The sequence below is a fragment of the Roseovarius maritimus genome (assembly GCF_043355895.2).
GTDB classification, from domain to species: Bacteria; Pseudomonadota; Alphaproteobacteria; order Rhodobacterales; family Rhodobacteraceae; genus Roseovarius; species Roseovarius maritimus.
In genome coordinates this window covers 255,722-267,824 of sequence record NZ_JBHFPF020000001.1, presented here as the reverse complement: position 1 = coordinate 267,824, position 12,103 = coordinate 255,722, and the positions used below count along the sequence as shown (strand labels likewise).

Here is a 12,103-nt window from a genome sequence, read left to right as displayed (position 1 = left end):
AGCGAAAATTGGGGCGGAATTCAAGGAATGATGCGATGAACCTCTTTACCGATATCCGCGCCGCCGTTCTGGAGGCGCTCGGCGCGCTGGAGACCGCAGGCACGCTGCCTGCCGGCTTGGAGATGGGCAATGTCACCGTCGAGCCACCGCGCGATCCGCTGCATGGCGACATGGCCACGAATGCCGCGATGGTGCTGGCCAAGCCCGCGGGGATGAAGCCACGTGACATCGCCGATGCGCTGGCCGCCGAACTGGCCAAGGATGCGCGCATCGACAGCGCTGAGGTGGCCGGTCCCGGCTTTCTCAACCTGCGCCTTTCGCCCGATTGCTGGCGCGGCGTGCTGCGCGCCGTGCTGGAGGCAGGCGATGATTTCGGCCGCTCGACGATGGGGCAGGGGCTGCGCGTCAATGTTGAATATGTCAGCGCCAACCCCACCGGCCCCTTGCATGTGGGTCACACGCGCGGCGCGGTTTTTGGCGATGCGCTGGCCAGCTTGCTGGATTTCAACGGTTATGACGTCACGCGCGAATACTACATCAACGATGGCGGCGGGCAGGTCGATACACTCGCGCGATCCGTTTACCTGCGCTACCTTGAGGCGCATGGCCGTGCCGTCGATTTCCCCGATGGCACCTATCCCGGCGACTACCTGATCGAGACGGGCGAGCAGCTCAAGGCGAAGGTCGGCGATGCCTGGGTTGACCAGCCCGAAGAGGTCTGGCTGGCCGAGCTGCGCGAGTTTGCGACGGATGCGATGATGGACCTCATCCGCACCGACCTGAAATCCCTTGGCGTCGAGATGGACAAATTCAGCTCCGAAAAGTCCTTCTACGGCACCGGCCTGATCGAGAAGGCGATTGCCTCGCTGGATGAAAAAGGCCTGATCTACGAGGGCGTGCTGGAGCCGCCGAAGGGCAAGATGCCCGAGGATTGGGAACCGCGCGAACAGACGCTCTTCCGCTCGACCGCCCACGGCGACGACGTGGACCGGCCCGTCAAGAAGTCTGACGGCGCATGGACCTATTTCGCGCCCGATATCGCCTATCACTATGACAAGGTCATGCGCGGCTTTGACATGCTGATCGACGTCTTTGGCGCCGATCACGGCGGTTATGTCAAACGTATGAAGGCCGCCGTCTCGGCGCTCTCGGGCGGCCGCGTACCGCTCGACATCAAGCTGACGCAGCTGGTCAAGCTCTACAAGAACGGCGAGCCCTTCAAGATGTCGAAGCGCGCGGGAACGTTTGTCACCCTGCGCGACGTAGTCGACCTGGTCGGCGCGGATGTGACGCGCTTTGTCATGCTGACGCGCAAGAACGACGCGCCGCTCGATTTCGATTTCGACAAGGTGCTGGAGCAATCCAAGGACAATCCAGTCTTTTATGTCCAATACGCCCATGCGCGTGTCTGCTCGGTACTGCGCAAGGCCGAGGCGGCGGGCATCGACGTGTCGGATGCGGTCCTGAAGGGCGCGGATCTGAACCTGATCGGCCATGAGGCCGAGCTGGCGCTGGCGCGCAAGATCGCCGAATGGCCGCGCCTGATCGAGATCGCGGGCCGCACCGGCGAGCCGCACCGCGTGGCATTCTACCTCTATGATCTGGCGTCCGATCTGCATGCGCTCTGGAACCGTGGCCATGATGTGCCCGAGCTGCGTTTCATCCAGGAGGGCGATCCGGCCACAAGTCAGGCGAAAATCGCGCTGGCCAAGGCCGCAAGCGTTGTCATTTCCGCGGGTTTGGGTATTTTGGGCGTCACTCCGGCAGAAGAGATGCGGTAAAAATCGCGCGCCGCCGGGGACAATGAGGCAGAATTCATTCCCTCGGCTGGCTCCGCAGCCCGCCGGCGGACAAGAGGCGGACAATGGCAGATCATCACCCACACGAGATCCCGCGCGGCCATCATGGCGACCACAGTGGCAACACGTCTGACGGCGCATATCACAACGCGCAGACCGCGCCCCGCTGGGAGGACGAACAACAAGCGCCTGGCGCGCTGACACGCGCGACCTACGCGGTGGGGTCGATCGTTTCGGTCGCTCTGGTCATTGGACTTGGCGTCTGGGGCTACAAGCTGTTGGTGCGCGACGTCAGCGGCGTGCCGGTTATCCGCGCCGCCGAGGGGCCGATCCGTGTGCAGCCCGAGGATCCGGGCGGGCGCCAGGCGCAGAACCAGGGGCTATCCGTAAATGACGTCGCCGCTGTCGGCACGGCGGGCAAGGCCCCGGACGAGCTGATCCTCGCCCCCGCGCCGCTGGACCTGACGGAAGACGACGCCCCCGTGCCCGTGCAGCAAGCCGCACCGGCTCAGCAAGCTGAGGTAGAGACGCCTGCGCCGGAAGCAGAAGATGTGGCTGAGGAGGCGTCCGCGCCGGTCGAAAGCGCGCCCGCTTCCACAGACGAAGACGGCACCGCCGAAATGCTGGCGCTGGCCGGAGCGATCAGCGAGGGGATCACCCCGTTGGATCCGCTGAGCGATGCCGAGCCTGCCGGAGAAGAGACCGTCGAAGACGCGGGTGCCGGCGAAGAAGACCAGACCACCGGGACCATCACCGCATCGTTGCGGCCCAAGGCCCGCCCGGCCGATCTGAGCAATATCCGCCAGGTCGTTGCTGCAGCGGCCCCCGATGCAGAGGCCCGCGATATCGACCCCGAAAGCATCGCCATCGGCACTCGGCTGGCGCAGCTCGGTGCATTTTCCAGCGAGGAAATCGCCCGCGAGGAGTGGGACAGGTTGGATGTGCGCTTCGAGGAGTATCTCGAAGGCAAGGACCGCGTGATCCAGCGTGCCACCAGCGGCGGGCGGACATTCTATCGCCTGCGCGCGATGGGCTTCGAGGATCTGGCTGATGCACGGCGCTTCTGTTCGGCCCTTGTGGCTGAAAAAGCGGAATGTATTCCAGTGGTTACCCGGTAAAATTAATCTCAGGCAGAACGCATGACCCATTTCGGCGCCACCATCCTTGATGCGACGGGCACGCGGCTCAGCGCGGAGGAAAAACGCTTCTTCACCGATGCGGATCCGTTCGGCTTCATCCTTTTTAGACGCAATATCGAGAGCGCGGATCAAGTCCGCGCCCTTTGCGCCGAGATGCGCGATGCGGTGGGCCGCGACGCGCCCATAACCATCGATCAGGAGGGCGGGCGCGTGCAGCGACTGCGTGCGCCGCTCTGGCGTGACTGGCCGTCGCCGCTGAGCCAGGTCGAGGCGGCGGGCAGAAATGCGCGCGAGGTCATGTATCTGCGCTATCGCCTGATCGCGCACGAGTTGCACGCGGTTGGTATCGACAGCAATTGCGCGCCCCTCGTCGATGTTGCCGGCCCGCAAACTCATGATTTCCTGCGCGACCGCTGCTACGGCACCGACGCTGCGCAGGTGTCCGAGCTAGGCCGGGCCGTGGCTGATGGCCTTCTGGACGGCGGGGTGCTGCCGGTGCTCAAGCACATCCCCGGACATGGCCGCGCGCAGGCTGACAGCCACCTGGACCTGCCGGTGGTCGACGCGGATCTGGACGCTCTGAGAGCCTGTGATTTCGCCCCCTTCAAGGCGCTGAACGGTCTGCCGATGGGTATGACCGCGCATCTGGTCTACGCGGCGATTGACGATCTTCCCGCCACCATCTCGCCCCGAATGATGCGCCTCATCCGCGATGAGATCGGCTTTGACGGGCTGATCATGACCGACGATATCTCGATGAGGGCACTCAGCGGCAGCCTGACCGATATCGCGCGCGCCTCGCTTGATGCAGGCTGCGATGTGGCGCTGCTATGCAATGCTTCGCTGGAGGACCGCCGCGCCGTGGCCGAGGCAGCAGGACGTCTTGATGACGCCGGGCTGGCCCGCGCCGAGGCAGCGCTGGCTGCACGCCGCACGCCCACGGAGGTTGACATTTCCGCGCTGGAGGCAAAGCTGTCCGCCATGAGCGGCGGCGTTGCACATGGCGGATGACGATTGGGAAGAACAGCGCGCGAGCGTTGCGGAGCGGCAGGCCGCCGAGGCACTGATCGTCGATGTCGACGGCTTCGAGGGGCCGCTCGATCTGCTGCTTACTCTCAGCCGCACGCAAAAGGTGGATCTGCGCAAGATTTCAGTGCTCCAACTTGCCCGCCAATACCTTGAATTTGTTGAAAAAGCCCGCGAGTTGCGGTTGGAGCTGGCCGCAGATTACCTTGTCATGGCCGCATGGCTCGCCTTTCTGAAATCGCGCCTGCTGCTGCCCCCCGATCCCGAAGAAGACGGCCCTTCTGGCGAGGATCTGGCCGCGCATCTGGCCTTTCAACTGGAGCGCTTGCAGGCCATGCGCGACGTCGCCGCGCGGCTTATGGCGCGGGGCCAGTTGGGGCGCGATTTCTTTGCGCGCGGCCGGCCCGAAGAGGTCACGCGCAGACGCAGCGTCCGTTATACCGCGACGCTTTTGGACCTGATGCAGGGCTATGCCCGCACCCGCACCCGCGATGAATTCCGCCCTTATGCGATGGACCGCGAGGCGATCTTCTCGCTCGAACAGGCGTTGGACCGGATGCGCGGGCTAATCGGATTTGGCGGGGACTGGACTGACATTTCCACTTATCTGCCGGAAGGGTTCGGCACCGATCCCGCGCGGCGCCGTTCGGCCATGGCCTCGACCTTTGCGGCGTCTCTGGAGCTGGCAAAGGAGGGCCGGGTCGAGTTGCGGCAGGGCGAGGTGTTCGGGCCTATCGAGTTGCGAAAACGGGATGAGAGACGTGGCTGAAGATATTGACGACACGAGCGAAAGCCTTTTTGCCGCCCCGCCCATGGCCGAGCAGGAGCGGATGGTCGAGGCGATCCTCTTTGCCGCGTCCGATCCTGTCGGTGTTCGCGAGTTGGAGGCGCGTCTGCCCCATGGCAGCGACCCTGCCGAGGCGCTGGTGCATTTGCGCAAGCGCTACGAGGGGCGCGGCGTTCAGCTGATGCGGGTGGGCGACGGCTATGTCATGCGCACGGCGCCCGATCTAGGCTTTCTGATGGAGCGCGAGACGGTCGAGACCCGCAAGCTGAGCCGCGCCGCGATCGAGACGCTGGCCATCATCGCCTATCAGCAGCCTGTCACCCGCGCCGAGATTGAGGAAATCCGCGGCGTCTCGGTCAGCCGTGGCACCGTCGATCAGCTGCTCGAGTTGGAATGGATAAGGTTTGGCCGCCGCCGCATGACGCCGGGCCGGCCGGTGACTTTCGTAGTGACAGATACCTTCCTGGGCCATTTCGGCCTGGAAAGCGCCCGCGACCTGCCCGGCCTCAAGGAGCTACGGGCCGCAGGGCTTCTGGATAGCCGCCTGCCGCCCATGTCGATGCCAGGCGCGCCCGCCGGTGAGGATGAGGACGAGGATGAAGGCCCGCTGGATGACGGCGATCAGAGCGAGCTTTTTGAAGAATAAGCGCCGGGTGCCCTGAAATCTGCACTATTCGATGCTATGTTGTAACGACGAGGAAAAGCAGGAGGGCGCAATGAACGCCAATCAACTGATCTCCATGGCGATGCGCATGATCATGCGTCGCCTGATGCGGTCCGGCGTGGATGCCGGTATCGGCGCGGTGAGCAAGCGGATGTCCAAAGGCAAAGATGCCGGGCCGTCCCCCGATGCGTCAGAAACGCAGAAACGTGCCCGTAGCACGATGAAGATCGCGCGCCGCATGGGGCGAATGTAGTTCATTCATCGCATTAAGATTGGTCTATACGGATTTGAAATGCTTGGATAACTTCAGGCCTTGACCCTGATAGTTGGAGCTGAGACCCGCGCCGTAGAGCGTGGCGGGCCTCTGGCTCATCCGCTCGTAGATCAGGCGGCCAACGATCTGCCCATGCTCCAGTACGAACGGAGCCTCGTGACAGCGCACCTCCAGCACCCCTCGTGACCCTGTGCCGCCCGCCGCATCATGGCCAAAGCCTGGATCGAAGAACCCGGCATAATGCACGCGAAACTCCCCGACCATGGCGAGGTAGGGCGCCATCTCGGCGGCGTAATCGGGCGGGATATGCACTGCTTCGCGGCTGACGAGGATATAGAACGCGCCGGGATCGAGAATGATCTGGCCGCGCTCGGAATGGACCTCCTCCCAAAACTCGGCGGGCGGATAATAACCAATGTTATCAAGGTCGATCACGCCCGTATGCGGCTTGGCCCGGTAGCCGACCAATGTGCCGTCATCGGGCCTCAGATCGACCGAAAATCCCAGGCCGTCATCGATCACAGGATCGCTATCGACCAGCTTGTCGGAGGCGTGGAGCGCTGTCAGCTCGGCATCTGTCAACGCGGCGCCGCCATCGCTGAAGCGGATCTGGTTGAGGCGCATTCCGGGCCGCACCAGCACGGAGAAGGAGCGCGGGCAGATCTCGGCATAGAGAGGTCCGGTGTAGCCCGCCGGAATCCGGTCGAACTCAGCGCCGCCATCGGTGATGGCCCGCGTCAGCAAGTCCAGCCGCCCGGTGGAGGACTTGGCATTGGCGGTGGCCTGAACACACTCGGGGAGGGCCAGCGATTCCATCAGTGGCACCACATAGACGCAGCCCTTTTCCAGCACGGCGCCCGCAGTCAGATCAATGCGGTGCATTTCGAACTCGGCCAGCCGATCCGCGACGCGGCGGCCATGTCCGGCCAGAAACGAAGCCCTGACGCGGTAGGCGACAGTGCCAAGGCGCAGATCGATGCTGGCGGGCTGGATCTGTTCGGGGCGCACGGGCGGGGTGGCGGTGATGGCGCCGTCCGCGATCAGACCTTCTAATTCCTGGCTGGAGAGAACCCCGGTCATCGTCATGCCCCTATCAAACTTGGGCTTAACTACCCGCCTTGGCGGCCCGATGCAATTGTTTGGAAAAACGATCTGGCAGTGCGTGAAGGGGAGCTGGGGAAGGGTGGTTATGGTCGGGCTAGCAGGACTCGAACCTGCGACCTTCCGTCCCCCAGACGGACGCGCTACCAGGCTGCGCCATAGCCCGACGATGGCGCTTTCTTACCTGTTTTGGCGGCGGCGACAAGGGCTAAATCCGATTTTTCGACATCGCCTCAGGATGAGCTTCAGGATGGACTGCGCCCATCGCCCATGCGCTGCCGCAGATCGGCAAGGCGGTTGGCGATATCGGCATAATCAGCGGCCTCGGCCGCCGTGACGTGCTTGAGGTTGGCTAACTTCCCAACGATCGAGGCAGGCGCAGGCATGGTGTCGGGCGGATCATCGGGTGTATCGACAGGTGCGATGCTCTGACGCTCCGGCGCGGGCGCTGGGGCGGCCTGGCCGGCCTCTTCCTTAGGCGTCGGGTCACCCGAATCGGCAGCCTCGTCGGCGGTCATCTTAGCCGGTGCAGGGCTGCGCGTGGCAGTTTGGTCTGGCGGCAGGGCCTGCGGAGTGGAGCTGTCGTTCTGCGTGGTCTCGTCGATTGCGCTTTCGGTCTGATCCACCTCGGCAGTATCGGCCTCCGCCTCAACGGCCTCGGTATCCGGGGCGGCCTCTGCTTCAGCGATATCCTTGGCGGACGCCCCTGCGCCGGCCTCCTCGGCCGCATCTTCGCCTTCAGATGTCTCAACCCGCGGCTGGCTACCAGCCGGCCGTTCAAAGTTCACAACCTGGCCGCGCTGCTCTTCTTCGGCCTCGGGCACGTCGAGTGCCATATCGGCAACGGTGCCTTCCAGATCGGCGTCGAGCGGTGGCGAGAGTGACGCCACATGGCGCACACCCTGATCACGCATCACCTTCTGCACGCCCTTGATGGTCATGCCGTCGTCATGCAGCAGCTTGCGAATGCCGCCCAACAACTGCATGTCGGCGGGTCGGTAATAGCGCCGCCCGCCGGCACGCTTGACTGGCTTCACCTGGGTGAACTTGCTCTCCCAGAAGCGCAGGACATGGGCAGGAATGCCCAGCCAGTCTGCGACTTCGCTGATGGTGCGAAAGGCGTCCGCGGATTTGGACATGATCAGCGCTTGTTCCCGGCTGCCACGCGATCCTTCATCAGATGCGAGGGACGAAAGCTGAGAACGCGGCGCGGATTGATCGGGACTTCTTCCCCGGTTTTCGGGTTGCGCCCGACACGGGCCGATTTCTCGCGCACGGAAAATGTGCCGAAGGACGAGATTTTCACCTGCTCGCCGCGCACCAGCGCATCCGACATATGTTCAAGCACGCTTTCGACCAGTTGGGACGAATCGTTACGGGACAGGCCGACCTCGCGGAAAATCGCTTCGCTCAGGTCCATCCGCGTCAAAGTCTTGTCACTCATCGCCATCCCCCAAATATATTTTGAGCAACAATAGGGGCGAAGAAATTTGCGAGTCAATTACAATGGCTTGCAAGGGGCTGTTTAAGCGGGTTTTGCACCAATGAGCGGTGCTGAGAGCCGGACTACCAGCGTAGCGCCACCGCGCCCCACGCCAGACCGCCGCCAATCGCCTCGCTGAGAATCAGATCGCCGCGCTTGATCCGGCCATCCGCGACACCGACCGACAGGGCCAGCGGAATGGATGCAGCAGAGGTATTGCCATGGTCCTGAACGGTCAGGATCACATGGTCCATCGGCACGCCCATCTTCTTGGCGGTGCCCTGAATGATGCGGATATTCGCCTGGTGCGGTACGATCCAGTCCACATCTGCGGATGTCACGCCAGTCTTGGCGAGGGCCGCTTCGGCGGTCGATGCCAACTTGTCCACGGCCTGGCGGAATAACGGATTGCCCTGCATGCGCACCTTGCCCGAGGTGCCGGTGGTCGAGACGCCGCCATCGACATAGAGCATTTCCCGATAGCGCCCGTCGGAATTGAGATCGGTTGCCAGAATGCCGCGGTCATCCGATGTGCCGGCCCCGTCCTCGGCCCCGAGGACAAGCGCGCCCGCGCCATCGCCAAAGAGCACGCAGGTGCTGCGGTCAGTCCAGTCCATGATGCGGCTGAATGTCTCGGCCCCGATCACCAGAAGACGGTCGGCCTGGCCCGAGACGATCATCGCATTGGCATTGCAAAGCGCATAGATGAAGCCCGCGCAGACGGCCTGCACGTCGAAGGCAAAGCCGTGTGTCATGCCCAACTCGGCCTGCACCATGGTGCCGACCGAGGGAAAGGTGAGGTCAGGGGTCGAGGTGGCGACGATGATGCCGTCGATACCGTCAATGCCGATGCCCGCGTTTTCCAACGCCGCACGTGCCGCGCGCACGGCAAGGTCCGACGTGGTTTGCCCCTCGGCGGCGAAATGGCGCCGTTCGATCCCCGAGCGCGTGCGAATCCATTCGTCGCTGGTATCGACCAGCTCTTCGAAATGGGCATTCGGGACGATGCGGTCAGGCAGGTAATGCCCGATCCCGAGAGGAACGGCGCGGCGGGTCATTGGGATTTCTCCGTTGTGGCTTCGTCCTCGGTGTCATCCTGAGCGGGCAGGGCGGCCAAGGCAACGCGCGAGGCCAGCTTCTCCGAAAAGCCGGTCTGCGCCAACTGAAAAGCCAGCTTGACCGCAGCCGAAACGCCAGTGGCATCGGCGGCCCCGTGGGATTTGACGACCGTGCCGTTAAGACCCAAAAACACGCCACCATTGAAGCGGCGCGGGTCTATCCGCTTTTTCAGGCGGCGCAGCGACGGGTAAGCAAGGACCGAGGCGATGCGCGACAGGATCGAATACTGGAACGCCTCGCGCAGAAGGTCCGCGATCAGCGTGGCGGTGCCCTCGCCGGTTTTCAGCGCGACATTGCCGGTGAAGCCGTCCGTCACGATCACATCGCAGGTGTCGCCCGGCAGATCGCGTCCCTCGACAAAGCCGACGAAATCGAAATCGGCGCCGCGCGCGTGGGCGGCGATCAGGTCATGCGCCTCGCGCAGCTCGGCGCGGCCCTTGTGCTCCTCCGTGCCGACATTCAGCAGACCGATGCGCGGGCGCTGCACACCGAATCCGTTGCGCGCATAGGCGGCCCCCATCAGCGCGTATTGCATCAGATCCTTGGCATCCGCGCTGATATCCGCGCCGCCATCCATCAAGAGGTTGAAACCCTGCGGATTGCGCGAGGGCCACATGACGGCGATGGCCGGTCGATAAATGCCGGGCAGGCGGCGCAGGCGCAGCACCGACATCAGCATCAACGCCCCTGTGTTGCCGCAGCTGACGCAAACCGTCGCCTCGCCCGCGCGCACCGATTCCAGCGCGGACCACATCGAGGTGTCCTTGCCGTGGCGGGCGACGTGACTGGGCTTGTCCTCCATGGTGACGACGCCGGCGGCGTCGCGCAGGACGCAGCAATCGGCGAGAACGCGATGCTTGGCCACAAGCGGCTCGAGCTCGGCGATTGCGCCGTGCACGATGAAGGCAATATCGGGGTTTTTGTGCGCACTGGCGGCGATGCCAGCCACCACGGTCGCGGGGCCCAAATCGCCGCCCATTGCGTCAACAGAAATGACTGTCTTGCCCTTGAGAGGGGCTTGGCCGCGTTCCGAGGTTGAGGCCCGGGCATCAGGTTCAGCGGTCACATCCGGCTGCGAGCCTGATGATGTGCCGGTCTGCGATGCGCCGGTCTGGCCGGCGAGGGCCGGCCCAGTGTCTGGACGCGCAGTCATGCAGGCGGTCCGTCCTCAATAATGATCAGGCGCGGCGGAGTCGGAAGTAGGCGCGGCTCAGGCCGCGTCTTCGTCCAGATCGACCTCATCTGCCAGCGCGACGACTTCACGGTCCGCGTAATGGCCGCATGCCGAGCAGACGTGATGCGGGCGCTTCAGCTCGCCACAGTTGGGGCATTCATTGGGGTTGGCGCCACTGAGGGCGTCATGCGCGCGGCGATTGTTGCGGCGCGATTTCGATACTTTGTTCTGCTGGACGGCCATGTCGCGATCCCGATTCCTGTGGGCCGGTTCGGCCCTGTTTCCATGAGGTTCCGCGGCACATAGTCCGCCTTGGGGCGCCGGTTCAACCCCCAAATCCTGTGAGAGCGCGAAAATACAGCGAATTGCAACATCTGCAAGCGAATTCTCGCGGTCGCCGCGCCCTGACCGGACTACTCGTCATCCTTCATCTGCGCCCGCAGCGCGGCCAGCCCTGCGAAGGGCTTGACCGCATCGTCGTCCAGCGGCGCCTCACCCGGAGGAGCGGCGATGGCGTCCGCGGGCTCGATGCCGTCCTTGCGCGGATAATCGGGCAGGGCAAGCGCAACCGCCTCGATCAGTACGCGTGCAAGGTCGATCACTTCGCCCAGCGGTTCTTCTGTGTCATCCTCTGGCATCTCCACGCCATCGTCCGGAGTCGGGGCCAGCTCTTCGGGCTGCGGCATATCGGTGAGAAAGCGGCGCTCCACACGGGTATCGACGCGGGTTGTTACCGACTCCAGCGTGGCCACGCATTCTTGCTGCGCGGTGGCGCCCAGATCTGCCTTCAGCTGCCAGTCGCGCCGGCCCAGCGGGGCCAGCGTGCCCCGAAAGGATAGCTTGCGCAGGGCGATGACGCCCAGTTCCTGGGCCATCGCGGCGCGCATGTCTGCATCCGGCACGATATCGAAGCTGAGGGTGGTGCCCTTGGGCAGTTCGGCCACGCGCAGCGCGGCGGGGTCTTTCAGCAGCTTTGCCATGGCGGAAAACGCTTCCTTTCTTGAACCTCCGGTATGGAGTGTTGTAAGCGGGATAAAAGGCCCGGCGGGCCGGGATGCAAGAGGGCAGTCATGTTCGGAACCCATTTTTCGCTGAAAGCCTGCGCCATGGTGCTTGCCCTTGTCGGCTTTGGTGCCGTTGCGGGTTGCACCGCGACTTACCAGAATCATGGGTATGTGCCCCCAGACGAGGATCTGGCGCAACTGGCGCCCGGCGTCGACACGCGGGCAACGGTCGATGACGTGATCGGCGCGCCCTCGGCCTCCGGTGTTCTGTCGGGCGGCGACTATTACTACGTGCGCAGCCGCGTCCGGCATTACGGCATGCTGCGCCCTGAGGTGATTGAGCGTCAGGTGCTGGCCATCAGCTTCGACCAGCAGGGAATCGTCTCGAATATCGAGCGGTTCGATCTGCGCGACGGCAATGTCGTGCCGCTTTCACGCCGCGTCACGGATTCGAGCGTGCAGGGCAAAGGCTTCCTGCGGCAGATGCTGGGCAATATCGGCAATATCAACCCGGCCGACTTCTTCTAGGGTGC

At 63.9% G+C, this 12,103-nt stretch carries 14 protein-coding genes and 1 tRNA gene; 7 read left to right on the top strand and 8 right to left on the bottom strand.

Features of this window, described 5'->3' with window-relative positions:
* Nucleotides 1-35: 35 nt before the first annotated feature.
* The 6 genes from argS to ACEWPM_RS01275 all read left to right on the top strand — a co-directional run bounded on the left by argS (nucleotide 36) and on the right by ACEWPM_RS01275 (nucleotide 5,668).
* Entirely contained in the window at nucleotides 36-1,781 is a 1,746-nt protein-coding gene (gene argS, locus ACEWPM_RS01300) for an arginine--tRNA ligase (RefSeq protein ID WP_393960673.1), read from the top strand.
* An 83-nt stretch (nucleotides 1,782-1,864) separates the two neighbouring features.
* On the top strand, nucleotides 1,865-2,917 hold the full coding sequence (locus tag ACEWPM_RS01295; RefSeq protein ID WP_393960672.1) for an SPOR domain-containing protein: 1,053 nt from the start codon (nucleotides 1,865-1,867) through the stop codon (nucleotides 2,915-2,917).
* Nucleotides 2,918-2,938: 21 nt separating this feature from the next.
* Nucleotides 2,939-3,949 (top strand): beta-N-acetylhexosaminidase, encoded by a 1,011-nt coding sequence (gene nagZ / locus ACEWPM_RS01290; protein WP_393960671.1) that lies wholly within the window; start codon nucleotides 2,939-2,941, stop codon nucleotides 3,947-3,949.
* The gene (locus tag ACEWPM_RS01285; RefSeq protein ID WP_393960670.1) at nucleotides 3,939-4,733 is read left to right on the top strand and encodes a segregation and condensation protein A; all 795 of its coding nucleotides are present in this window, start codon (nucleotides 3,939-3,941) and stop codon (nucleotides 4,731-4,733) included. Before nagZ ends, ACEWPM_RS01285 begins: the two co-directional genes overlap by 11 nt.
* Nucleotides 4,717-5,397 carry an SMC-Scp complex subunit ScpB gene (scpB, locus tag ACEWPM_RS01280; RefSeq protein WP_476454003.1) on the top strand — a complete coding sequence of 227 codons (681 nt, stop codon included), beginning with the start codon at nucleotides 4,717-4,719 and terminating at the stop codon, nucleotides 5,395-5,397. The genes ACEWPM_RS01285 and scpB overlap by 17 nt, the downstream gene beginning before the upstream one ends.
* 70 nt (nucleotides 5,398-5,467) lie before the next feature.
* On the top strand, nucleotides 5,468-5,668 hold the full coding sequence (locus tag ACEWPM_RS01275; protein WP_393960669.1) for a hypothetical protein: 201 nt from the start codon (nucleotides 5,468-5,470) through the stop codon (nucleotides 5,666-5,668).
* Between the two features lie 24 nt (nucleotides 5,669-5,692).
* On the opposite strand, the gene ACEWPM_RS01270 is transcribed toward ACEWPM_RS01275, so the two are convergent.
* From ACEWPM_RS01270 to ACEWPM_RS01235, 8 genes are all read right to left on the bottom strand, one after another.
* Nucleotides 5,693-6,769, bottom strand: a complete 1,077-nt coding sequence (locus ACEWPM_RS01270) for a 2'-deoxycytidine 5'-triphosphate deaminase (RefSeq protein WP_393960668.1) — start codon at nucleotides 6,767-6,769, stop codon at nucleotides 5,693-5,695.
* Nucleotides 6,770-6,879: 110 nt separating this feature from the next.
* Nucleotides 6,880-6,956 (bottom strand) — tRNA-Pro (locus ACEWPM_RS01265).
* Between the two features lie 79 nt (nucleotides 6,957-7,035).
* Nucleotides 7,036-7,929, bottom strand: a complete 894-nt coding sequence (locus ACEWPM_RS01260) for a MerR family transcriptional regulator (protein WP_393960667.1) — start codon at nucleotides 7,927-7,929, stop codon at nucleotides 7,036-7,038.
* A gap of 2 nt (nucleotides 7,930-7,931) precedes the next feature.
* The gene (gene ihfA, locus ACEWPM_RS01255; protein WP_393930065.1) at nucleotides 7,932-8,234 is read right to left on the bottom strand and encodes an integration host factor subunit alpha; all 303 of its coding nucleotides are present in this window, start codon (nucleotides 8,232-8,234) and stop codon (nucleotides 7,932-7,934) included.
* A gap of 122 nt (nucleotides 8,235-8,356) precedes the next feature.
* Entirely contained in the window at nucleotides 8,357-9,331 is a 975-nt protein-coding gene (locus tag ACEWPM_RS01250; RefSeq protein WP_393960666.1) for a beta-ketoacyl-ACP synthase III, read from the bottom strand.
* On the bottom strand, nucleotides 9,328-10,458 hold the full coding sequence (plsX, locus tag ACEWPM_RS01245; protein WP_393960991.1) for a phosphate acyltransferase PlsX: 1,131 nt from the start codon (nucleotides 10,456-10,458) through the stop codon (nucleotides 9,328-9,330). The genes ACEWPM_RS01250 and plsX overlap by 4 nt, the downstream gene beginning before the upstream one ends.
* Before the next feature lie 144 nt (nucleotides 10,459-10,602).
* Nucleotides 10,603-10,809, bottom strand: coding sequence for a 50S ribosomal protein L32 (gene rpmF, locus ACEWPM_RS01240; protein WP_393930069.1), 207 nt, complete (start codon nucleotides 10,807-10,809; stop codon nucleotides 10,603-10,605).
* 170 nt (nucleotides 10,810-10,979) lie between these two features.
* On the bottom strand, nucleotides 10,980-11,546 hold the full coding sequence (locus tag ACEWPM_RS01235; protein ID WP_393960665.1) for a YceD family protein: 567 nt from the start codon (nucleotides 11,544-11,546) through the stop codon (nucleotides 10,980-10,982).
* Between the two features lie 90 nt (nucleotides 11,547-11,636).
* Here ACEWPM_RS01235 and ACEWPM_RS01230 point away from each other — a divergent pair, with 90 nt between their 5' ends.
* The gene (locus ACEWPM_RS01230) at nucleotides 11,637-12,098 is read left to right on the top strand and encodes an outer membrane protein assembly factor BamE (RefSeq protein ID WP_393960664.1); all 462 of its coding nucleotides are present in this window, start codon (nucleotides 11,637-11,639) and stop codon (nucleotides 12,096-12,098) included.
* The last annotated feature ends 5 nt before the right edge of the window (nucleotides 12,099-12,103 follow it).

Bases quoted from the DNA above. Each gene is read 5' to 3' on its own strand.
- argS (WP_393960673.1), top strand. From the start codon at position 36: ATGAACCTCTTTACCGATATCCGCGCCGCCGTTCTGGAGGCGCTCGGC.
- ACEWPM_RS01295 (WP_393960672.1), top strand. From the start codon at position 1,865: ATGGCAGATCATCACCCACACGAGATCCCGCGCGGCCATCATGGCGAC.
- nagZ (WP_393960671.1), top strand. From the start codon at position 2,939: ATGACCCATTTCGGCGCCACCATCCTTGATGCGACGGGCACGCGGCTC.
- ACEWPM_RS01285 (WP_393960670.1), top strand. From the start codon at position 3,939: ATGGCGGATGACGATTGGGAAGAACAGCGCGCGAGCGTTGCGGAGCGG.
- scpB (WP_476454003.1), top strand. From the start codon at position 4,717: ATGAGAGACGTGGCTGAAGATATTGACGACACGAGCGAAAGCCTTTTT.
- ACEWPM_RS01275 (WP_393960669.1), top strand. From the start codon at position 5,468: ATGAACGCCAATCAACTGATCTCCATGGCGATGCGCATGATCATGCGT.
- ACEWPM_RS01270 (WP_393960668.1), bottom strand. From the start codon at position 6,769: ATGACCGGGGTTCTCTCCAGCCAGGAATTAGAAGGTCTGATCGCGGAC.
- ACEWPM_RS01260 (WP_393960667.1), bottom strand. From the start codon at position 7,929: ATGTCCAAATCCGCGGACGCCTTTCGCACCATCAGCGAAGTCGCAGAC.
- ihfA (WP_393930065.1), bottom strand. From the start codon at position 8,234: ATGAGTGACAAGACTTTGACGCGGATGGACCTGAGCGAAGCGATTTTC.
- ACEWPM_RS01250 (WP_393960666.1), bottom strand. From the start codon at position 9,331: ATGACCCGCCGCGCCGTTCCTCTCGGGATCGGGCATTACCTGCCTGAC.
- rpmF (WP_393930069.1), bottom strand. From the start codon at position 10,809: ATGGCCGTCCAGCAGAACAAAGTATCGAAATCGCGCCGCAACAATCGC.
- ACEWPM_RS01235 (WP_393960665.1), bottom strand. From the start codon at position 11,546: ATGGCAAAGCTGCTGAAAGACCCCGCCGCGCTGCGCGTGGCCGAACTG.
- ACEWPM_RS01230 (WP_393960664.1), top strand. From the start codon at position 11,637: ATGTTCGGAACCCATTTTTCGCTGAAAGCCTGCGCCATGGTGCTTGCC.